Below are 21248 nucleotides of genomic sequence, written 5' to 3'. Positions count from 1 at the left end.
CCGGTGGGATCGTAACTCAGCGAGAACCCGAGTTGGCCGGAAGAGGTGAGGTGAGGGTCACCGCCAGCTGGGCAGCCAGAGCTGCTGCTGCCACAGCTCGGGTGTGATCGGGTTGCCGTTGAGGATCGGCCACAGCCACACGAAGTTCGCGACGACGATGCCCGTGTAGAGCGCCACGACCAGTAGCCCGGTGCCCCGGCGTTCGGGACCCGCCGTCTTGCGGCCGAGGATCTCGCCCAGCGCCAGCACGATCAGCAGCACCAGGAACGGCGCCATCGGCGTGACGTAGAAGAAGTACATCTGCCGGTCGAGGTTCAGGAACCACGGCAGCAGGCCGGCGGCGTAGCCGATGAGGACACCGGCGTAGCGCCAGTCCATCTGCCCGATGGTGCGGTAGATCGCCCAGCCGATCACCGGGAACGCGAGCCACCACATCGCGGGCGTGCCGATCAGCATGATCGCGCCCAGGCACGACGCCGCGCCGCAGCCCGTGACGGCGTTGTCGTAGTAGTAGAGCATCGGACGCAGGCCCATCGGCCACGTCCACGGCTTCGACTCCCACGGGTGCCGGTTGGTCTCCGGCGTCACCAGCTCGACGTGGAACTTGTAGACGTTCTTCGCGTTGTACCAGAGCGACTGCAGGATGTCCGGGATCCACGCGATGTCCTGGACCTTGCCGCCGCTGACCACGTGCCGGTCGATGCCGGTCTCGCTGGCCATCCACGGGAACCAGGTCGCGAGGTAGACCAGCAGCGGGACCGCGACCAGGCCGCCGAGCGACGGCAGCACGTCCTTCGCGAGCGCGCCGAGCCACGGCGCCTCGACCCCGGCCGCCCGCCGCGCCAGGGCGCTCCAGATGACCGTGAGCAGGCCGAACGCGGCGACGTACCAGATGCCCGACCACTTGATGCCGCACGCCATGCCGAGCATCACGCCCGCGCCGAAGCGCCACCACCGGAAGCCCAGCCACGGACCGAACGCCGAGTTGGTGACGAACCCCTCGCGCACGGCCACCGCCAGCCGTGCGCGCACCTGTTCGCGGTCGACGACCAGACAGCCGAACGCGGCCACGGCGAACAACGCCAGGAAGATGTCGAGCATCCCCATCCGCGACTGCACGTGCGAGACGCCGTCCGCGATGAGCAGCACACCGGCCAGCGCACCGAGCAGGTCGGACCGGGTGAGCCGGCGGGCGATCCGCACGACCAGCAGGATCGTGATCGTGCCCGCGACCGCCGAGGCGAACCGCCAGCCGACCCCGTCGTAGCCGAACAGGTCCTGCCCGATCGCCATCAGCTGCTTGGCGAGCGGCGGGTGGACGATCAGCTGGTAGCCCGGGTTGTCCTCGTAGCCGCCGTTGCGCAGCACCTGAGCCGACTGAGGCACGTAGTGCTTCTCGTCGAAGATCGGTGTGCCCTTGTCGGTGGGGTAGCCGAGGTTCCAGAACCGGACGACGGCACCGACCAGCGTCACGGCGAGCGTGACGAGCCACCCGCGCAGGCGGTCGCCGCTCGGCGGCGGGTCGAGTGTCGCCGCACGGTCCGTACGCGGTTCCTCGACGACGACGGGCGCCTCACCTGGCTGCACGAGGACTGTCACGTCGCCGATCGTAGGGTGAACCCCGTGAGTCCTGTATCCGGTTCAGGCCGTCTGGTTCTGGCAGCTACTCCACTCGGCGACATCCGAGACGCCTCCGCCCGCCTGGTGGAGGCGTTGCGGACCGCCGACGTGATCGCCGCGGAGGACACCCGCCGCCTCCACTCCCTGGCCACCGCACTGCAGGTCAAACCCACGGGCCGGGTCGTCAGCTTCTACGACCAGGTCGAGACCGCCCGCCTCCCGGCCCTCCTGGAGTCCCTGCGCGCGGGCGAGACAGTCCTGCTGGTGACAGACGCCGGGATGCCCTCGGTCTCCGATCCCGGCTACCGCCTGGTGGCCGCGTGCGTGGAACAGGACCTGAAGGTCACCTGCCTCCCAGGTCCCTCCGCCGTGACGACAGCGCTGGCCCTCTCGGGCCTGCCGAGCGACCGCTTCGCCTTCGACGGCTTCCCCCCGCGCAAGTCCGGCGAACGAAAGCGCTGGTTCACCCCCCTCGCCACCGAACAACGCACGGTCGTCTTCTTCGAGGCACCCCACCGCCTGGCGGCAACCCTCGCCGACGCGGTCGAAGTCCTCGGCCCGGACCGCCGAGCCGCCGTCTGCCGCGAACTGACCAAGACCTACGAGGAAGTCGTCCGAGGCACCCTCTCCGAACTGGCCGAGTGGGCCGTCGAGGGCGCCCGCGGCGAGATCACCGTCGTCCTGGGCCCGGCCCCCGCCGAGGACAAACCGGACCTCGCGACCCTGGTGGCCGAGGTCCGCCAACGCGTGGCCGACGGCGAACGCATGAAGTCCGCCGCCGCCGAGGTCGCCGAAGCAGCGGGGATCAGCAAGAAGACCCTCTACGACGCCGCGGTCAAGTCAAGCTGACGGGGAACGCGGGGGCCCCGCGTTCCCCGGGAGGAAACGTAGGGCCCCAGCGTTCCCCGTCAGGACGACTCGCGGTGGAAGGTGCGGACGCCGTAGAAGACGCCGGCCAGGACCAGCAGGGCGACGGAGAGCAGGCCGAACAGCACCGGGCCGGTGTTGAAGAGCGACCGTTCGGCATCGACGACGTGGGCGAGCGGGTTGACCCTGGACAGCCAGTAGAGCCACTGGGGCCCGTTCGACATGGGCAGCAGAACCCCGGACAGCAGCATCACCGGCACGATCGTCGCCGAGAGCACCGACGCGAAGACGTACTCCAGCTTCACCTTCAACGCGACCGCGTAGGACAGGGCGCCGATCGCGACGCCCAGCAGAGCCACCAGTCCGAGCCCGAGCAGGACCTCGCCCACCGACGCCCGGAACCCGAAGAGCGTCGCGGCGAGCACGATCAGCAGGCTCTGCACGACCAGCAGCACGACGTCCTTGCCGACGCGGCCGAGCAGCAGGGCGACCCGGCTGACGGGGGTGACCCGCAGGCGTTCCATCACGCCGGTGCGCACCTCGGGCAGCAGGGAGAAGCCCGCGTAGGCGGTGCCGAACAGGGCCATCTGCGCCAGCAGGCCCGGCACGAACCACTGCCAGCCGCCGGCGCCGAGCAGCGGGCCGAACAGGCCGAGGTAGAGCAGCGGCTGGGCGAGCCCGAACACCACGACGACCGGGTTGCGCAGGACCGGCAGCATCACGCGGCAGAACACGAGCCAGGTGTCACGCAACATTCGCTTCCTCCCGCAGGGAACGGCCGGTCATGGTCAGGAACACGTCGTCGAGCGTGGGCCGGTGCACCTGCACGGAGTGCAGCTCCACGCCGATGTCGCCAAGATCGCGCAGCAGGCCGGGCAGTGCGCGGTCGCCGTTCGGGATGCGGAAGCTGACCTTCTCGCCGTCGACGGCGGCGTCCGCGAACCTGGTCGCCACCAGTGCCGCCTGCGGGGTGCCGAGCACGACCAGGTCGCCGTTGACGCGGTTCTTCAGCTCGTCGGGTGAGCCCTCGCCGACGATGGTGCCGTTGTCGATCACCAGCAGCCGGTCGCTGAGGAAGTCGGCCTCGTCGAGGTAGTGGGTGGTCAGGAAGACCGTCACGCCGTCGTCCCCGAGCTGTCGGACGTGCTCCCACAGGTTGCGGCGGCTCTGCGGGTCGAGCGCGGTGGACGGTTCGTCGAGGAACAGCAGCCGCGGCTCGTGCAGCAGGCCCATGGCGATGTCGAGGCGGCGCTGCTGGCCGCCCGACAGCGTGGCGACGGTCCGCTTCTCCATGCCGCGCAGCTCGAACCGGTCGAGCAGGCCGGCGACCCTGCGGCGGGCGTCGTGCTTGCCCAGGCCGTGGAAGCGGGCCTGGAACTCCAGCTCGTCCGCGACGCGCTGGTCGAGGCTCGCGCCGGTCTTCTGGCCGACGTACCCGATGTTGCGGCGCACGCCCGCCGGGTCGGTCAGCAGGTCGTGGCCCGCGACGAGCGCTTCGCCCGCCGTCGGTGCCAGCAGCGTGGTGAGCATCCGCAGCGTCGTCGACTTGCCCGCGCCGTTGGGGCCGAGGAACCCGACGAGCTCGCCCTCGGCGACGTCGATGTCCACTCCCCGCACGGCGTCCACCGGACCGGTCTTCGTCGCGAACCGGCGCGCGAGACCGCGTGCCTTGATCATCGTCAAACCCCCTCTAGTCAAGTTTGACCAGAGGCTAGCCCGAACTAATCAAGTTTGACTAGTCGCGGAGGTCGTACTCGCCCGCCTCGAGTCGGCCGATCAGCTCCCGAGTCCAGCGCACCTGGCCTTCGAGGTGGACGAGCCACAGTCGAAAGAGCTCGCCGACGTGGGCGGGCTTGCCCATCTCCGGCATGGACGTGATGCCGTGCCGCGTCGGCGCCAGCTGTCCTTCGAGGCCCGCCAGGCGGTTCTTCAGCAGCACGACCGCCTGCGAGCGGGGGACGAGGTTGAGCATCGCCACGGCCGCGGAGACCTCGTCGTTGCCGGCGGTGGCGTCGGCGAGCGCGTGGGCGAGCCGGTCGCGCAGCTCGCGTTCACCCGACTCGGTGATCTTGTAGGTGGTCCTGGCCGGTCCCTCCGCGGACTCGGTGCCCACCGGCTCCAGCAGGCCGTCCCTGGCCAGCGACTTCAGCGCGTGGTAGATCGACCCCGGCTGCACGTTCGCCCAGGCGTCCGCCGACCACGACTTCAGCTCGCGGCGCACCACGTAGCCGTGCGCCTCGCCGACGAGCTTCACCACGCCGAGCACCAGCATCCTGGTCGCGGACAACGGACCTCCCATGCCGTGGAAAGCGGCTGGCACCGCCTCCGTAGGCTATGTGCATGAGTGCCTCCGTACTGACCGCGGTGGCCTGGCCTTACGCCAACGGCCCCAGGCACATCGGTCACGTCTCCGGTTTCGGTGTCCCGTCCGACGTCTTCTCCCGCTACATGCGAATGTCCGGACACCGGGTGCTCATGGTCAGCGGCACGGACGAGCACGGCACGCCCATCCAGGTGCAGGCCGAGAAGGAAGGGCTCACCGCCCGCGAGCTCGCCGACAAGTACAACCGCGTCATCGCCTCCGACCTCCAGGGCCTCGGCCTGTCCTACGACCTCTTCACCCGCACGACCACCGGCAACCACTACCAGGTCGTGCAGGACCTGTTCTCCGCGCTGTGGAAGAACGGCTACGTCGTCCCCAAGACCGAGATGGGCGCCATCAGCCCGTCCACCGGCCGCACGCTGCCCGACCGCTACATCGAGGGCACCTGCCCGATCTGCGGCTACGACGGCGCGCGCGGCGACCAGTGCGACAACTGCGGCAACCAGCTCGACCCCGCCGACCTGAAGAACCCGCGCTCGCGGATCAACGGCGAGGTGCCGAAGTTCGTCGAGACCGAGCACCTGTTCCTCGACCTGCCGTCGTTCATCGAGTCGCTCGGCTCGTGGATGTCCACGCGCACCGAGTGGCGCCCGAACGTGCTCAAGTTCTCGCAGAACCTGATCTCCGACCTGCGGCCGCGCGCGATCACCCGCGACCTCGACTGGGGCGTCCCCATCCCGCTCGACGGGTGGAGCGACCAGCCGATGAAGCGGTTCTACGTGTGGTTCGACGCCGTGATCGGGTACCTGAGCGCGTCCGTCGAGTGGGCCCGCCGCACCGGCGACGACGACGCCTGGAAGGAGTTCTGGACCGGTGACGCCCAGGGCTACTACTTCATGGGCAAGGACAACATCGTCTTCCACTCGCTGATCTGGCCGTCGCTGCTGCTCGGGCAGAACGGCGCTGGCGACAAGGGAGGCGAGCCCGGCCGGTTCGGCACGCTGAACCTGCCGACCGAGGTCGTGTCGTCGGAGTACCTGACGATGAGCGGCTCGAAGTTCTCCACCTCGCGCGGCACCGTGATCTACGTCGGCGACTTCCTGAAGGAGTTCGGGCCGGACGCGCTGCGGTACTTCATCTCCGTCGCGGGCCCCGAGAACCAGGACACCGACTTCACCTGGGAGGAGTTCGTCCGCAGGACGAACTTCGAGCTGGCCAACGAGTGGGGCAACCTGGTCAACCGCTCGATCTCGATGGCGCACAAGAACGTCGGCGCCATCCCGAAGGCCACGGCGCTGACGGACGCGGACCACGAGCTGCTGCGGCAGTCCAGGGCCGCGTTCGACACGGTCGGCGCGCACCTGCGCCGCTCGCGGTTCAAGCAGGCGTCCGGCGAGGCCATGCGGGTGATCTCGGCGGCGAACAAGTACCTGTCCGACCAGGAGCCGTGGAAGCTCAAGGACGACCCGGAGCGCCGCGACTCGGTGCTGCACACCGCGTTGCAGGTCGTGCAGGACGCGAACACGCTGATGACGCCGTTCCTGCCGCACTCGGCGCAGAAGGTGCACGAGGCGCTGGGTGGCACGGGCGTGTGGGCGGCGCAGCCGTCGATGGACGAGGTCACCGACCTCGACGTGCCCGACCGCTCGTACCCGGTGCTGACCGGCGACTACGCGGGCGAGCAGGCGCGCTGGGAGTCGTCGCCGATCGAGGTCGGCAGGCCGCTGCAGAAGCCCTCGCCGCTCTTCGCGAAGCTCGACCCGAAGCTGGGCGAGACCGGGCCCGAGTGGGCTCCGATCGTCACCGACTAGTCGCGGACGAGGACAGTTGACCGACAAGCGGGAACGACCGCCGGTGCCGGAAGCCCTTCCGGTGCCGGTGGTCGACGCCCACACCCACCTCGACGCCTGTGGCGCGGCCGACGCCGCGGACGTGGCCGTGCTGCTGGACCGGGCCAACGCGGCCGGTGTCTCGCACGTGATCACCGTGGCGGACGACCTGGAGGCCGCGCGCTGGGCCGCGGAGGCGTCCACCTGGGACTCGCGCGTGTACGCGGCGGTGGCCGTGCACCCGACGCGCACGGCCGCGTTCGGCGACGCGGAGAAGGCCGAGCTGGAGCGCCTGGCCGCCTACGACCGGGTGGTCGCGATCGGCGAGACCGGTCTCGACTACTACTGGGACTACTCGCCGCCGGCCGCGCAGCACGAGGCTTTCCGTTGGCACATCGACCTTTCCAAGCGCGTCGGGAAGCCGTTGATGATCCACGACCGGGACGCGCACGAGGACGTTCTCAAGATCCTCGACGCCGAGGGCGCACCGTCCACTGTGGTCTTCCACTGCTTCTCCGGCGACGCGGACTTCGCCCGGCGGTGCGTCGACGCGGGGTACGTGCTGTCGTTCGCGGGGCCGGTGACGTTCAAGAACTCCCGCGCGCTGCGGGAGGCGGCCGTGCTGGTGCCGCAGGACCAGCTCCTGGTGGAGACGGACGCGCCGTTCCTGACGCCGCACCCGTTCCGGGGGCGGCCGAACGAACCTTATTGTGTGAATTACACAGTCCGGGATCTGGCCACGCTGCGTGGCGAAGATCTTTCTGAACTCTGCTCCGCCGTCACCCGTACTGCCCAACGGGTGTTCGGGCTCGGCTACTGAGATGCGACAGGGAGCGAACGGAGTAGCGCCTTCCTCCCCTCGTGAGTGACTGAGGTCACAACATCGTCAGGGGTGTTTGCGCAACGTCCGCGACCCCGTTACTGTCCCGTGACCGTGCCACCCGTGCCGACCCTGTCGGTTGGGAGCACGCCCGCAGTCGGGGCGGGACCGTAGCCAGGAGTGCGAAGAAGCGAGACCACGTAGGAGGAGTTGCCGGGAGTTTCGAGTTCCAACTCGAATGATCTTGTCAACGCCAACTGTGCGGTGGCCTCGAGCTTCCGCAATGGAGGTACCGATCCAGTGTCTGGAAGCGACAGAACTGCCGCTCCGTACGACTTCGACGAGGACACGGACTGGTTCACGCCGGTCAGGACCGAGACGGCCGTCGGCCTCGTCGACCCCCACCCGAGCTTTCCCGCCGGTGCGCTGACCATCACGCCCGCGGACGTGCTCGAGGTCCTCGGCCCGGACGCGGACGACCTGCTCGCCACGGCGAACGTCGACGTCGACGAGCTGATCCGGCTCATCAACGCCGAGACGACGATCATGCCGCCCCTCGTCCTCCCGTCGGAGGAAGAGGAGAAGAGCGACCCGCAGCTGCTCGTCTCGGCCGTCACGTCCTGGAAGCGCCGCTTCCTCAAGGGCGCCGTCGCCGCGGTGCTCGTCTCGATCTCCGGTGGCGGCGTGACCGCCATGGCGATGGACAAGTCGCTGACCGTCGAGATCGACGGCGCCGTGCAGAACGTCCACTCGTACAAGGGCACGGTCGGCGACGTCCTCGCGGAGGAGGGCATCGTCGTCGGTGAGCACGACGCCCTGTCCCCGTCGCTGAACGCCCCGATCTCCGACGGCGGCAAGATCAGCCTCGACCGGGGCCGCCTGCTCAAGACGAGCGTCGACGGCCAGGCCCGCGAGGACTGGGTCCGCTCGATCACCGTCGAGGAGGCCGCCCGCCAGCTGGGCGTGCCGACCGAGGGCACGTGGTTCTCCGCCCCGGCGAGCCAGGACATCCCGCTCGAGGGCATGAACCTCGAGGTGAAGACCCGCAAGAGCATCAAGCTCTTCGACGGCGGCAACGCGGTCCGCGAGATCCAGACCAACGCGGTCACGGTCGAGGAGCTGCTGAAGAACGAGAACCTGACGCTCGGCCCCGACGACGCCATCGCGTCCGGTACCGACGTCCGCCTGGCCACGGGCGCCGAGGTCTACATCACCCGCACGGGCGTCACGGTCATCAACGTGACCGAGCCGGTCGCCCCGCCGGTCGAGAAGACCAACGACCCGAACATGAACGCGGGCGAGCAGAAGGTCCTCGACCCCGGCACCCCCGGTGAGCAGGTCTCCCAGTACCGCGTGACCGTCAAGGACGGCAAGGAGATCAACCGGGAGAAGATCGGTTCCCAGGTCACCAAGGAGCCGACGCCCAAGAAGATCGTCGTCGGCACCAAGCCGCTGCCCGACGGCGCGGTCTGGGACCGGCTGGCGCAGTGCGAGGCCGGCGGCAACTGGGCCATCAACACCGGCAACGGCTACTACGGCGGCCTCCAGTTCAACAAGGGCACCTGGGACGCCTACGGCGGCGGCGCGTACGCGGCCTACCCGCACCAGGCCACCCGTGAGCAGCAGATCGCCATCGCGACCAAGCTGCGCGACGGCCGTGGCGGCACGTACGCGGCGTGGCCGGGCTGCCGGGCCAAGCTGGGCCTGCCGTAAACCCGCGCTGCAAACCCCCGCAGTACTCGCGAAGGCCGCTCGTGGTTCGCCACGGGCGGCCTTCGTCGTGCCGGAGGGGCCTCCAGGCGCGCGTGCGGGCACCGTCCCGTCTCCCCGCGTCCGCGAGCCTGCGAGAATGCCCCGGTGAGCCTGCTGGGACCCGCCGAAGTCCGCCGTCTAGCCGAAGAGCTGGGCGTCCGCCCGACCAAGAAGCTGGGCCAGAACTTCGTGCACGACCCCAACACGGTCCGCAAGATCGTCTCGGCGGCGCAGCTGGGTGACGACGACGTGGTGCTGGAGGTCGGTCCCGGCCTCGGCTCGCTGACCCTCGCCCTGCTGCCCGAGGCGAAGCAGGTGGTGGCCGTCGAGATCGACCCGCCGCTCGCCGAGCGGCTGCCGCGCACCGTCGCCGAGTACGACCCGGAGAACGCGGACAAGCTCCACGTCGTCCGGATGGACGCCATGAAGGTCACCCGGGCGGACCTGCCCGTGCAACCCACAGCGATCGTCGCCAACCTCCCGTACAACGTCGCGGTGCCGGTGGTGCTCCACCTCCTGGACGAGCTGCCGACGCTCCGAACGGGTCTTGTCATGGTGCAGGCGGAGGTCGCGGACCGGATGGCCGCGGGGCCCGGCAGCAAGATCTACGGCGTCCCCAGCGTGAAGCTCGCCTGGTACGCGCAGGCCCGCAAGGCGGGCTCGATCGGCAAGAACGTCTTCTGGCCCGCGCCCAACGTCGACTCGGGCCTGGTTGCCTTCCAGCGCCACGAAAAGCCGTTGTCCACAGTGGACAAGAAGAGGCTGTTCAAGATCGTGGACGCGGCCTTCGCGCAGCGGCGCAAGACGTTGCGAGCGGCCCTCAAGGGTGCCGTCGAGAACGTCGACGAACTGCTTCGGAAGGCGGGCGTCGACCCGCAGTCGAGGGGCGAGCAGCTCAGCGTGATCGACTTCATCCGGATCGCAGAGGTCTAGGCCGGGGATCCTTCGGCCAACAGTGTGATCTGTCGAACGAATCCGGATCTGGCTTGCGCAACCGAACGTCCGTCCGGTTGACTGCTACTTGCCATCCGGAGCGACTGAGAGACCTGGCTCTACGACGTCGCAGCAACCACCCGCTGGATGCGGGCAGGTGCTAACGCCAGGACCGATGGAGGATCACATGTGCACCTCGCGAATGCTGACGCGCCGTCGAGTCGTCGACCAGTGCCGTCGCACCGCTTCTGCATGTCGTCGCCACCTCGTCTAAGGCGCCTTCCCAGAGTCCTTTGACGCGCGCTCAGCCAACGAGTGGCGCACACCAGAGCAGCAAACCCCGACAACGCACCCCCTCCTGACCTGGGACGGGCCGTGTGCGGTCGCGCGCAGCCGTGGAGCAGAAGTGATCACTGTCGAGAACCTCACCAAGTCCTTCCAGGGTGTCAACGCACTGAACGGCGTGACGCTGGACGTCGAGTCGGGCACCGTCCTCGGCGTCGTCGGCCCGAGCGGCGCCGGCAAGTCGACGCTCGCCCGCTGCGTCGCGCTGCTGGAGCGCCCCGACTCCGGTGCGATCCGCGTCGACGGCACCGACATCACGAGCCTCGACGGGTCCGCGCTGCGGGCCGCCCGCCGCCAGATCGGCGTTGTGCCGCAAGGGGACTCGCTGCTGCGTCAGCGCACCGCGGCCGGCAACGTCGCGCTGCCGCTGGAGAGCGCCGGCGTGCCGGGACCGCAGCGCCGCACCCGTGTGGGCGAGCTGCTCGACCTCGTCGGCCTGACCGACAAGGCCACCGCCTACCCCGACCAGCTGTCCGGCGGGCAGCGCCAGCGCATCGCCGTGGCGCGGGCGCTCGCCGCCAACCCGTCCGTGCTGCTCGCCGACGAGCCCACGTCCGCGCTCGACCCGGAGACCACCGGGTCCGTGCTGACCGTGCTCGACCGTGCGCGCGCCGAGCTGGGCGTGACCGTCCTCGTCGTCACGCACGACATGGGCGTGGTCCGCAAGATCTGCGACGACGTCGCCGTGCTGGAGCAGGGCCGCGTCGTCGAGCACGGCAAGGTCCTCGACCTGGTCGGCAACGCCGGGAGCCGCACGAGCTCCGCGCTGCTGCCCGCCGTCGACCTGAACCCGATCAACGAGTCCGCCTACGACCGCGTCGCCGACGTGGTGCTCGTCGGCTTCGCCGCCGTCGGCGCGCTGCTGCCCGAGGCCGCGCACCGGTTCGGCGTCGAGCTGAACATCGTCGGCGGTGGCCTGACGCGCCTGGGTGAGACCCCGGTCGCGCGCTTCCGCCTCGGCCTGAACGGCGAGCGCTCCGACTCCGCCCTCGAGTGGATCGGCGAAGCGGGCGGTGCGGTGCAGAGGTCCCTGAAGGGGCCGCAGGGAGTAGCTGCGTGAGGTCTGCAACACCCTGGTCCGACGTGATCTCGTATCTCGTCGAGGCCACCGGGGAGACGCTGTACATGGTCGGCGTCTCCACCGTCATCGCCACCGTTCTCGGAGTTCCCGTCGGGGTCTGGCTGCAGCTCACCGCCAAGGGCGGGCTGCGGCCGAACACCGCGGTGCACAGGGTCCTCGGCTTCGTCACCGACCTGGGCCGCTCGATGCCGTTCATCGTGCTGCTCGTCGCGCTCACGTCGGTCACCCGCCTGATCGTCGGCGGCTCCATCGGCAGCACGGCGGTCATCGTGCCGCTGGCCGTGGGCGCCATCCCGTTCGTCGGGCGGCTCGTGCAGAACATCCTGTCCGAGGTGCACGTGACCGTGGTCGAGGCCGCGATCACCACGGGCGCCTCGACGCTCAAGATCGTGCGCAGCGTGCTGATCCGCGAGTCGCTGCCCGCGCTGATCAACGCCATCGGCGTCACCGTGATCGCCCTCATCGGGTACTCGGCGATGGCCGGCGTGATCGGCGGCGGTGGTCTCGGCGACCTCGCCATCCGCGAGGGCTACCAGCGCTTCAACGACCGGGTCCTGTGGAGCACCGTGGCGTGGCTCGCCGTGCTCACCACCGTGATCCAGCTCGGTTTCACCCGTGCCGCCCGCGCCGCCGACCGGCGCCGGCACGCCTCCGTCTGAACCAGAAGTAATTCTTCGAAGGAACATCATGCGCATTCGTGCTGCCCTCATCGCAGTCGCTTTGACCGGTTTGACTGCTCTGTCCGCTTGCTCGTCGGGTGGCGCCAGCTCGTCCGACACGCTGAAGGTCGGCGTGTCGCCCGTCCCGCACGCCCAGATCCTCAAGTACGTGGCCGACAACCTGGCCGCCGAGAAGGGTCTGAAGATCGAGGTCGTCGAGTTCACCGACTACGTGCAGCCCAACACGGCGCTGGTCGACGGCTCGCTCGACGCCAACTACTTCCAGACCGTCCCGTACCTGGAGACGTTCACCAAGGACAGCGGCGCGCCGGTCGAGTGGGTCCAGCCCGTCCACGTCGAGCCGCTCGGCCTGTACTCCAAGAAGGTGAAGAAGCTCGACGAGCTGGCCGACGGCGCCAAGATCGCCGTCGCCAACGACGCCACCAACGAGGCCCGCGGCCTGCGGCTGCTGGAGGCGAACGGCCTCATCAAGCTCAAGGACGTCGACCAGCCGTCCGTGCGCGACCTCGCGGAGAACCCGAAGAAACTGCAGTTCGTGCCGCTGGAGGCCGCCCAGCTGCCCCGGTCGCTCGACGACACCGACGCGTCGGTCATCAACGGCAACTACGCCATCGACGCCGGCCTGAAGCCCGCCTCCGACTCGCTCGCGCTGGAGAAGGCCGAGGGCAACCCGAACGCGAACGGTCTCGTCACCCGCACCGAGCTCAAGGACGACAAGCGCATCCGCGACCTCGCGGAGCTGCTCGGATCGCAGCAGGTCAAGGACTACATCAAGCAGACCTTCGACGGCTCGGTCATCCCGGTCTGACGTGACGTGGCCGGGGGAGGAGTCCGGGACCCGAGAACGCCCGTAGGCTGACATCGTGCTCGCAGTCGTTCCACCCCCGGTCACGGTTCGCGTCCCGGCCAAGGTCAACCTGCACCTGGCCGTCGGTGACGTGCGCCCGGACGGATACCACGACCTGGTGACGATCTTCCAGGCCCTCTCGCTGGTCGACGAGGTCACCGTCGCGGTGGCCGACGAGCCGGGCGTCGAGGTGCACGGCGAGGGCGCCGACCAGGTGCCCACCGGAGCCTCGAACCTCGCCTGGCGCGCCGTCCAGCTGCTCGCGGCCCACGTGGGGCGCGACGCCGACGACCCGAAGGTCCGCGTCGTCATCCGCAAGGCGATCCCGGTCGCCGGCGGCATGGCGGGCGGCAGCGCGGACGCGGCGGCCGCCCTCGTGGGCCTGTCGTCGTTGTGGCGGCTCGACATCAGCCGCGACGAGCTGGCCGAGCTGGCCGGCAAGCTCGGGGCCGACGTCCCGTTCGCCCTCTACGGCGCCACCGCGCTGGGAACGGGCCGCGGTGAGCGGATCGTCCCGGTCCTCGGCCGCCACCAGTTCCACTGGGTCCTCGCCTTCGACCGCCGCGGACTGTCCACTCCGGACGTCTTCGACGAGCTCGACCGCCTGCGCGCCGAGGGCGACCCGCCGCGCGTCGGCCCGGTCGAGGCCGTGCTGGAGGGCCTGTCCTCCGGCGACCCGCGCCAGCTCGCGCTCCTGCTGGGCAACGACCTCCAGGCTGCCGCCGTCTCGCTGCGGCCCAACCTCCGCCGCACCCTGCGCGCCGGTGTCGACGCGGGCGCGCTGGCCGGGATCGTCTCCGGTTCCGGCCCCACCACGGCGTTCCTGTGCGAGGACGGCGACACGGCGGTGCGCGTCGCCGCGGAGCTCGCCGGAGCCGGTGTGTGCCGCACGGTCCGCGTCGCGCACGGCCCCGTCCCCGGTGCCCGCGTGATCGCAACCGACGAGCCCAAACCCACCCCGCCCGAGGTGCACGCCTGACCGCACGCGGGGCCCTTTCGTACTGTGTGACAGTACGAAAGGGCCCCGCGTGCGGTTGAGCGGCAGCAGTGGCGTTGCGGGGCTGGGTAGCCTTCGGCGGTACATCTTCCCTAGTCGTGAGGTTTTGATGGCCAACCTGGTCAACCTGGAGTCCGTCTCGAAGTCGTTCGGCGTCGGTCCGCTGCTCGACGCCGTGTCCCTCGGCGTCAACGAGGGCGACCGGATCGGTGTCGTCGGCTTGAACGGCGGCGGCAAGACGACGCTGCTCGAGGTGCTGGCCGGGGTCGAGCCCGCCGACGACGGCCGGGTGTCGCGCTCGCGCGACCTGCGGATGGCCGTCGTGACGCAGCGCACCGAGCTGCCGCACGGCTCGACCGTGCGCAACGCCGTGATCGACCCGCTCGGGTTCGACGCGGAGCACGAGTGGGCGGCCGACGCCCGCGTGCGGTCCATTCTGGACGGACTCGGCATCACGGCGCTGGGCCTCGACTCGGTGGTCTCCACGATGTCCGGTGGCGAACGCCGCCGCGTCGCGCTGGCCGCCGCGCTCATCCAGGACCTCGAGCTGCTCGTGCTGGACGAGCCCACGAACCACCTCGACGTCGAGGGCGTCCGGTGGCTCGCCGAGCACCTGCTGGCCCGCAAGTGCGCGCTCGTCGTCGTCACCCACGACCGGTGGTTCCTCGACACGGTCTGCAACCGCACGTGGGAAGTGGTGAAGGGCAAGGTCGAGCAGTACGAGGGCGGCTACGCCGACTGGATCTTCGCCCGCGCCGAACGGCAGCGGCTCGCCGACGCGGCCGAGGAGAAGCGGCAGAACCTGGCCCGCAAGGAGCTCGCGTGGCTGCGCCGCGGCGCGCCCGCGCGGACCTCGAAGCCGCGCTACCGGATCGAGGCGGCGGAGGCGCTGATCGCCGACGTGCCTCCGTTGCGCGACAACGTCGAGCTGCTCGCGTTCGCCAAGAAGCGCCTGGGGCGCACGGTGATCGAGCTCGAGGACGTCACACTGTCCATTCCGGACCGCGTCCTGGTGCGCGACCTGACGTGGCGCATCGGTCCCGGCGAGCGGATCGGTCTGGTCGGCGTCAACGGGTCGGGCAAGACGACGCTGCTGCGGCTGCTGGCGGGAGAGCGCGCACCCGAGACGGGCAAGCGCATCCAGGGCCAGACCGTGAAGATCGCGCACCTCTCGCAGGAGCTGCTCGACCTCGACGGGTCGATGCGCGTGCTGGAGGCGATCGAGCAGGTCGCGCGCCGCGTCGTGCTCGGCAAGTACGAGATGTCGGCCTCGCAGCTGGGCGAGCGGTTCGGGTTCTCGTCGCAGAAGCAGTGGACGCCCGTGTCGGACCTGTCCGGTGGTGAGCGGCGGCGGTTGCAGCTGTGCCGGCTGCTCATGGCGGAGCCGAACGTGCTGCTGCTCGACGAGCCGACGAACGACCTGGACATCGACACGTTGCAGCAGCTGGAAGACCTGCTCGACTCGTGGGCGGGCACGCTCGTCGTGATCTCGCACGACCGCTACCTCGTCGAGCGCGTCTGCGACAAGGTCGTGGGTCTCTTCGGCGACGGCAAGCTCACCGACCTGCCCGGCGGCATCGAGGAGTACCTCAAACGCCGCGACTCGGTGCGGGACAGGGAAAGCGCCGCTGCCGCCGCGGCCAAGGCGCCGTCCAACGCCGCCGACCAGCGTGCCGCCCGCAAGGAGCTGGCCAGGCTGGAACGGCGGCTGGAGGTGCTGCACAAGAAGGAGGCCGAGCTGCACGCCGCGCTGGCCGAGGCCGCGACCGAGCCCGACCGGCTGCTGAAGCTCGACGCCGAGCTGCGCACCGTACTGGCGGAGCAGTCGGACGTGGAGGCCGCCTGGATGGCCGCGGCGGAGGTCGTGGAGGGCTGACGCTCCCGCGCGGGAGGAGTTTCCGGCGCTGTCACGGGGAATGCGGAGGGCTGATGCCCTCCGCCGCGAGTCCACCCCGGCCGGAACGGCCTACTTGCCCTTGCGGCGCAGCTCCTCCGCCAGCTGGGGCAGCAGCTCGTCGATGAACGACGTGTCGTAGCCCTGGCCGGACAGCAGCGCGTAGCTGAAGCGCGCCTTCATGACCTCCTCGGAGGTCGCCCCCAGCATGCCGTCGAGCGCCACGCCGATCTCCTCCAGCATCCGGTCGACCTGCGCGGTGCGGTAGCCGCGCTGCCCGGCCGGTGCCTGCGGGATGCGCAGCTGGCGCAGGTCCTTCCACGACTTGATCTGCGGCATGCTCGGCATCGGCCCCGACAGCTGCTTCTCGACCTGGCCGAGGAACGCGTCCACCTCGGTCTCGTCGTAGCCGCGCCGTCCGATGAGCGGACGGGAGAACCGGACGTCGCGGACGTCCTTGCCGGTCAGGTTGTCCTGGCCGCGCAGCGTCGCCTCGATGCGGTCGAGGAACGCGTCCACCTGGGACTCCTGGTACCCGCGGCGGCCGCGGGGCGGGCGGTGGAACGCGACGTTGCGGACGTCCGCGGCGGTGAGCTCCGGTGAGTCGACGGAGGCCGCCACGGCGGGGCGTTGCGCGGGCGGCTGCTGCTGGGGCCTCTGCTGGGGCCGTTGCGGCGGTTGTGGGCGCTGCTGCTGGGGTCGCTGTTGCTGCCGCGGCAGCTGGGCCGGCGCGGGAGGCGCCTTGGGCGGTGGCGCCGTCTCGAACATCAGGACCACCAGGTCCAGGAACGTGTCGACGTCCTCCTGGTCGTACCCGAACGTTCCCGGCGCCGACTCGCCGAACACCGCGTCCTGGACCTCCTGCGCGGTCAGGTTGTCCCTGCCCCGCAGGGTGGCCTCGATGCGGTCGAGGAACGCGTCGATCTGACCTTCGTGGTACCCGCGGGTCCCCGGTCTGGGCTTGTGGAAGCGCACCGCGGCGACGTCGTCCGGGGACAGCCGCACCGCGGGTCTCATCGCCTGCGAGGTGGCGTGCGCGCCCTGCGCCGGTGCGGTGGCCTGCTGGCGTTGCGGAGTGGACCGCAACGTGTCGGCCACGAGCTCCATGAAGACGTTGACCTCGTTGACGTCGTACCCGGGATCACGGGTCGCTGTGCTGAACTTGACGTTCAGCACGTCTTCGCGCGTCAGGATGTCCCTGCTGCGCATCGTGGCCTCGACGCGATCGAGGAACGAGTCCACCTCGGCCGCGTCGTACCCCCGCTGACCCCTGGGGGGCCGGTGGAACGCGACCAGCGCCACGTCCTGTGCGGAGAGCAGAGGTGCCGGATGCGCGGGTAGACGATGCTGCGCTCCGGGGCCGCCCCGATCCACCAATGACCTCCTCCTGCGTACCTGTACTGGGGAGTATCGCGTTTCGCATGGCATAACGTTTCGTCCTGATGGACCAAACGGCGCCACTACGATCGCCACATGAGTCAGTTCGTGGATGTGATGCTGGCGACGGCCTCCAGCGGCAGGGACAGGGGCATGACGACGGGGGAACCCGCCGCACCCGTCCGCAAGACCTGGGCCGAGGTGCACGAACGCGCCCGGCGGATGGCCGGTGCGCTCGACGTGGCGCCGGGCACCGCGATCGCCGTGCTCGCCGCCGAACCAGCTGTGATCGCCCCCGCCGTGCAGGCCGCGTGGCTGTGCGGCGGCAGCGTCACGATGTTGCATCAACCCACACCACGCACCGACCTGGCCGAGTGGGCCGAGGACACGCTGCGGGTGCTCGCCATGATCGACTCGCGTCTCGTCCTGCTCGGCAGCCCGTTCGACGCCCTGGCACCCGTGCTCGACCAGCACGGGATTCCCTACCGCAAGCTGTCCGAGCTGGACGCGGAACCGATCGCCGCTCCTGTTCCCACCCCCGAGGATGCCACGGCCCTGCTGCAGTTGACGAGTGGGTCGACCGCTGACCCGAAAGCGGTGCGCATCACACACCGGAACCTGATGGCCAACGCCGAGGGCATGCGGATCGCGGCGGCGCTCGACCCCGAGACCGACGTGATGGTGTCGTGGCTGCCGTTGTTCCACGACATGGGGATGGTCGGGTTCCTGACCGTGCCCATGCTCTTCGGCTTGGAACTGGTGAAGGTCACGCCCGTCGACTTCCTGTCGCGCCCCACGCTGTGGGCCGACCTGATCACCCGCTACCGCGGCACGATCACCGCCGCGCCGAACTTCGCCTACGCCATCGTGGCCCGCCGCCTCGCGTCCTCGTCCGACTCGTTCGACCTGTCGTCGATGCGGCTGGCGCTGAACGGCGCCGAACCGATCGACCCCGCGGCCGTCGAGTCGTTCGTGCAGGCCGGTGCCCGGTTCGGGTTGCGGCCGCAGTCGATCCTCGCCGCCTACGGCATGGCGGAGACGACGCTGGGCGTGGCCTTCGCGCCGCTGTTCACCGGCCTGTCCGTGGACGTCGTGGACGCCGACGCCGTCGAGGCCGACCGCCGCGCCGTGCCCTCGGAGTCCGGCCGCGCGTTCCCGTTGCTCGGGCCGCCGCTGCCGGGACTGGAGCTGCGGGTGGTGTCCGACTCCGGCGAGGTGCTCGGCGTGCGCGACGTCGGCGAGCTCCAGATCCGCGGCGAGGCCGTGACACCCGGCTACCTGACCGTCGACGGCCCACTGGCCACTCAGGACGCCGAGGGCTGGCTGTCCACCGGGGACCTCGGGTACCTGGTGGAGGACGGCCAGGTGGTCGTCTGCGGGCGCCGCAAGGACGTCATCATCATGGGCGGCCGGAACATCTACCCGACCGATGTGGAGCGTGCCGCCTGCTCCGTGGACGGGGTGCGGGCGGGCAACGCCGTCGCCGTGCGGCTCGACGCGGGCACCCAGCGCGAACGGTTCGCCGTGGTGCTGGAGTCGAAGCTGGCCGGGGACGAGGCCGCCGAGAAGGACCTCGTCAAGCAGGTGACCGCTCGCGTGATGGACGCGGTCGGGCTGCGGCCGTTCTCGGTGGTCGTGCAGCCGCCGGGGACGTTGCCGAAGACGCCGTCGGGCAAGCTCCGGCGGTCCGCGGCGGCCACCCTGGTCTAGGCGCTCTGCCAGAAGCCTCAACCGGCTCACCGCCGACCAACTGCGGGACCGGCTCACCGCCGACCCGCTGTGGGGACCGGCTCACCGCCGACCCGCTGTGGGGACCGGCTCACCGCCGACCCGCTGTGGGGACCGGCTCACCGCCCTCCCCACAGCGGGTACCCCACCAGGGTGACTCCGACCACCCAGCGTGCCCCGCGTGACGCCCCGTGCGGTACGCGGGGACCCCGCGTACCAATGGCGGACACGCGGGGTCCCCGCGTACGGCAAGGGAAACCCGAAAAGGGTTCGGGTGTGCGGCGAGGCATCACGGACAGTGAGCCGTGGGCCGTGGGCCGTGGGCCGTGGGCCGTGGCCGGGAGCCAGGGGCGTGAGCCGGAGTCGGGAGGGTGGAGTGGGGGTGTCGGTGTCGCCGGGTCAGTGGAAGGCGTTTTGGGCGGCTTCCAAGCCCTTGGTGACCAGGGCCTCCGTCGCGTCGGCCGCGCGGTCGATCTCCAGCGCGAGCTGCTTGCGCTCGACGGTGGAGAAGTCCTTCAGCACGTAGTCAGCGGGGTCCTGGCGGCCCGGTGGGCGGTCGACGCCGAAGCGGACCCGGTGGTAGTCCTTGGTGCCCAACGACTTCGTGATGGAGCGGAGTCCGTTGTGGCCGTTGTCGCCGCCGCCGAGCTTCATCCGGATGGCGGCGAACGGCAGGTCCAGCTCGTCGTGGATCACGACGATCGTGGTCGGCTTGAAGAACTTCACGGCGCTCGACACGGGCCCGCCGGACAGGTTCATGAAGCTGCGCGGCTTGGCCAGCACGACCCGGTGCCCGGACAGGCGCCCCTCGACGATCTCGGCGCCGGACTTGTGGGCCTTGAACTTGCCGCCCACGCGCGCCGCCAGCTCGTCGAGGACCAGGAAGCCGATGTTGTGGCGGTTGCCCTCGTACCGGGGGCCGGGGTTGCCCAGGCCGACGATGAGGGCGAGGTCAGCGTCCACGGAACCGCAACTCCTGCTCGAGGTCGTCCAGCAACGTGTCGACGGCCTGCACCTGGTAGCCCTTGCCCAGCAGGCCGGACGTGGTGCTGAACCGGGTGTTGCGGACCTCGGTGGAGGTCATGGAGCCCCGGCCGTCCAGGTTGGCCGCGGCGCGCGCGATGAAGGCGTCGACTTCGGCGCGATCGTAGCCGGTGCCGGACCTCGGCAGCTTGCGCGCTCGGAGGTCCTCGCCGGAGTTCAGGCCCGTCGGCGGCACGATGCCGTTGCGGACCTGGAACTCCAGCAGGTGCAGGACCCCGTCGACGCTCAACGGGTCGTAGCCGTTCGGCACCGCGGCGAACCGGACGGTGCGGATGTGGTCGGGGTTCAGCCGCAGCCGCCCGGCCAGCGCGTCCGCGATGATCAGCAGGAACTCGTTGACCTGGCCCGGGTCGTAGCCCTGGCGCTTGCGCCGGAACGTCTTCGACCTGATGTCGGCGGGGCTCAGGTACGGCAACGGCGCGCCGCCCCCCTCGTGAGGAGGTGGCGCGCCGTCAGTGCGGCCCGACGTGATGGGGCTCAGCTCTCGTCGGTGGCCTCGGGCGCCTCGGCGGCGGCCTCGTCACCCTCGAGCTGAGACGCGGACGGCGCCTCGTTCACGGCGACGATCAGGGCCTCGGCGTCGGTGGCCAGGGTGGAACCCGCGGGCAGCTCCAGGTCACCGGCGTGGATCTGGGTGCCGGCCTCCTTGCCCTCGATCGAGAGCTCGACCTGCTCGGGGATGTTCAGGGCGTCCGCCTCCACGCTGATGGTGGTGGCGTCCTGCGTCACGAGCGTGCCCGAGGCGGGCTCACCGGTGATGACGACGGGGATGTCGACCGTGACCTTCTCGCCGCGCTGGACGAGCAGCAGGTCGACGTGCTCGATGTAGTTCTTGATGGGATGCGTGGTCACGGTCTTGGTGAGCGCCAGCTCGCTCCCGCCTTCGATGGCGAGGGTGAGGACGGCGTTCTGACCGTGCTCGCGGACGACACGGGCGAACTCGAGCGCCGGCAGGGCCAGGTGCTTCGGGTCGGAACCGTGGCCGTAGAGCACCGCGGGGATCTTGCCGGCGCGACGGGTACGGCGGGCTGCGCCCTTGCCGAATTCAGTGCGCTGCTCAGCGGCGAGACGGACCTCGGACACGGTGGGGTACTCCTTACAAGTCTGGCCT

At 70.2% G+C, this 21248-nt stretch carries 19 protein-coding genes and 1 riboswitch; of the genes, 11 read left to right on the top strand and 8 right to left on the bottom strand.

The features are described from left to right. Positions 1-57: 57 nt before the first annotated feature. The gene (locus BLT23_RS26865; RefSeq protein WP_245744191.1) at positions 58-1599 is read right to left on the bottom strand and encodes a dolichyl-phosphate-mannose--protein mannosyltransferase; all 1542 of its coding nucleotides are present in this window, start codon (positions 1597-1599) and stop codon (positions 58-60) included. Positions 1600-1623: 24 nt separating this feature from the next. Here BLT23_RS26865 and rsmI point away from each other — a divergent pair, with 24 nt between their 5' ends. Further along, positions 1624-2469: a 16S rRNA (cytidine(1402)-2'-O)-methyltransferase gene (gene rsmI / locus BLT23_RS26860; protein WP_090053884.1), complete on the top strand. Its 846-nt coding sequence runs from the start codon at positions 1624-1626 to the stop codon at positions 2467-2469. 59 nt (positions 2470-2528) lie between these two features. On the opposite strand, the gene BLT23_RS26855 is transcribed toward rsmI, so the two are convergent. From BLT23_RS26855 to BLT23_RS26845, 3 genes are read right to left on the bottom strand one after another with little or no spacing between them, the layout of a single operon-like run. After that, a complete protein-coding gene (locus tag BLT23_RS26855; protein ID WP_090053625.1) occupies positions 2529-3242 on the bottom strand; it encodes an ABC transporter permease in 714 nt (237 codons plus the stop codon). Then, positions 3232-4164, bottom strand: a complete 933-nt coding sequence (locus BLT23_RS26850) for an ATP-binding cassette domain-containing protein (RefSeq protein WP_090053881.1) — start codon at positions 4162-4164, stop codon at positions 3232-3234. The genes BLT23_RS26855 and BLT23_RS26850 overlap by 11 nt, the downstream gene beginning before the upstream one ends. 58 nt (positions 4165-4222) lie before the next feature. Continuing rightward, on the bottom strand, positions 4223-4807 hold the full coding sequence (locus BLT23_RS26845; RefSeq protein WP_342713700.1) for a PadR family transcriptional regulator: 585 nt from the start codon (positions 4805-4807) through the stop codon (positions 4223-4225). A 20-nt stretch (positions 4808-4827) separates the two neighbouring features. Between BLT23_RS26845 and metG the strand changes: the two genes are divergently transcribed. The 9 genes from metG (at position 4828) to BLT23_RS26800 (ending at position 15970) form a co-directional block, all read left to right on the top strand. After that, positions 4828-6621, top strand: a complete 1794-nt coding sequence (metG, locus tag BLT23_RS26840; RefSeq protein WP_090053622.1) for a methionine--tRNA ligase — start codon at positions 4828-4830, stop codon at positions 6619-6621. Positions 6622-6637: 16 nt separating this feature from the next. After that, a complete protein-coding gene (locus BLT23_RS26835; RefSeq protein ID WP_090053620.1) occupies positions 6638-7459 on the top strand; it encodes a TatD family hydrolase in 822 nt (273 codons plus the stop codon). A gap of 300 nt (positions 7460-7759) precedes the next feature. After that, positions 7760-9172 carry a resuscitation-promoting factor gene (locus BLT23_RS26830; RefSeq protein WP_090053617.1) on the top strand — a complete coding sequence of 471 codons (1413 nt, stop codon included), beginning with the start codon at positions 7760-7762 and terminating at the stop codon, positions 9170-9172. A 150-nt stretch (positions 9173-9322) separates the two neighbouring features. Next, complete coding sequence (gene rsmA / locus BLT23_RS26825) at positions 9323-10144, top strand: 16S rRNA (adenine(1518)-N(6)/adenine(1519)-N(6))-dimethyltransferase RsmA (RefSeq protein WP_090053877.1); 822 nt, start codon at positions 9323-9325, stop codon at positions 10142-10144. Between the two features lie 88 nt (positions 10145-10232). Then, a riboswitch (SAM riboswitch) is annotated at positions 10233-10326 on the top strand. A gap of 224 nt (positions 10327-10550) precedes the next feature. Beyond that, entirely contained in the window at positions 10551-11549 is a 999-nt protein-coding gene (locus tag BLT23_RS26820; protein WP_090053615.1) for a methionine ABC transporter ATP-binding protein, read from the top strand. Positions 11550-11572: 23 nt separating this feature from the next. Next, positions 11573-12229, top strand: a complete 657-nt coding sequence (locus BLT23_RS26815) for a methionine ABC transporter permease (protein WP_342713699.1) — start codon at positions 11573-11575, stop codon at positions 12227-12229. A 28-nt stretch (positions 12230-12257) separates the two neighbouring features. Beyond that, positions 12258-13058 carry a MetQ/NlpA family ABC transporter substrate-binding protein gene (locus BLT23_RS26810; RefSeq protein WP_090053610.1) on the top strand — a complete coding sequence of 267 codons (801 nt, stop codon included), beginning with the start codon at positions 12258-12260 and terminating at the stop codon, positions 13056-13058. Positions 13059-13113: 55 nt separating this feature from the next. After that, positions 13114-14076, top strand: a complete 963-nt coding sequence (locus BLT23_RS26805; protein ID WP_090053607.1) for a 4-(cytidine 5'-diphospho)-2-C-methyl-D-erythritol kinase — start codon at positions 13114-13116, stop codon at positions 14074-14076. A 127-nt stretch (positions 14077-14203) separates the two neighbouring features. Continuing rightward, positions 14204-15970, top strand: coding sequence for an ABC-F family ATP-binding cassette domain-containing protein (locus tag BLT23_RS26800; RefSeq protein WP_090053605.1), 1767 nt, complete (start codon positions 14204-14206; stop codon positions 15968-15970). Between the two features lie 90 nt (positions 15971-16060). Here the strand turns inward: BLT23_RS26800 and BLT23_RS42305 are convergent, their stop codons facing one another. Beyond that, positions 16061-17416, bottom strand: a complete 1356-nt coding sequence (locus BLT23_RS42305) for a DivIVA domain-containing protein (RefSeq protein ID WP_425434414.1) — start codon at positions 17414-17416, stop codon at positions 16061-16063. A 45-nt stretch (positions 17417-17461) separates the two neighbouring features. On the opposite strand from BLT23_RS42305, the gene BLT23_RS26780 reads away from it, so the two are divergent. Then, positions 17462-19075 (top strand): fatty acyl-AMP ligase, encoded by a 1614-nt coding sequence (locus BLT23_RS26780; protein ID WP_090053602.1) that lies wholly within the window; start codon positions 17462-17464, stop codon positions 19073-19075. A gap of 417 nt (positions 19076-19492) precedes the next feature. On the opposite strand, the gene pth is transcribed toward BLT23_RS26780, so the two are convergent. The 3 genes from pth to BLT23_RS26765 form a co-directional block, all read right to left on the bottom strand. Then, positions 19493-20056, bottom strand: coding sequence for an aminoacyl-tRNA hydrolase (gene pth, locus BLT23_RS26775; RefSeq protein ID WP_090053599.1), 564 nt, complete (start codon positions 20054-20056; stop codon positions 19493-19495). Further along, positions 20046-20552 (bottom strand): DivIVA domain-containing protein, encoded by a 507-nt coding sequence (locus BLT23_RS26770; RefSeq protein WP_245744189.1) that lies wholly within the window; start codon positions 20550-20552, stop codon positions 20046-20048. The genes pth and BLT23_RS26770 overlap by 11 nt, the downstream gene beginning before the upstream one ends. A 62-nt stretch (positions 20553-20614) precedes the next feature. Next, on the bottom strand, positions 20615-21220 hold the full coding sequence (locus tag BLT23_RS26765) for a 50S ribosomal protein L25/general stress protein Ctc (protein ID WP_090053596.1): 606 nt from the start codon (positions 21218-21220) through the stop codon (positions 20615-20617). Positions 21221-21248 lie beyond the last annotated feature (28 nt).

The organism is Lentzea fradiae, from assembly GCF_900100955.1.
Classification (GTDB): domain Bacteria; phylum Actinomycetota; class Actinomycetes; order Mycobacteriales; family Pseudonocardiaceae; genus Lentzea; species Lentzea fradiae.
The sequence above is the reverse complement of the archived record's forward strand: the minus strand, read 5'-3'. Positions and strand labels throughout refer to the sequence as shown.

Excerpts from the sequence above, each read along its gene's own strand:
- BLT23_RS26850 (WP_090053881.1), bottom strand. The coding sequence starts at position 4,164 with ATGATCAAGGCACGCGGTCTCGCGCGCCGGTTCGCGACGAAGACCGGT.
- BLT23_RS26800 (WP_090053605.1), top strand. The coding sequence starts at position 14,204 with ATGGCCAACCTGGTCAACCTGGAGTCCGTCTCGAAGTCGTTCGGCGTC.
- BLT23_RS26810 (WP_090053610.1), top strand. The coding sequence starts at position 12,258 with ATGCGCATTCGTGCTGCCCTCATCGCAGTCGCTTTGACCGGTTTGACT.
- BLT23_RS26780 (WP_090053602.1), top strand. The coding sequence starts at position 17,462 with ATGAGTCAGTTCGTGGATGTGATGCTGGCGACGGCCTCCAGCGGCAGG.
- metG (WP_090053622.1), top strand. The coding sequence starts at position 4,828 with ATGAGTGCCTCCGTACTGACCGCGGTGGCCTGGCCTTACGCCAACGGC.
- BLT23_RS26855 (WP_090053625.1), bottom strand. The coding sequence starts at position 3,242 with ATGTTGCGTGACACCTGGCTCGTGTTCTGCCGCGTGATGCTGCCGGTC.
- BLT23_RS42305 (WP_425434414.1), bottom strand. The coding sequence starts at position 17,416 with ATGCCATGCGAAACGCGATACTCCCCAGTACAGGTACGCAGGAGGAGG.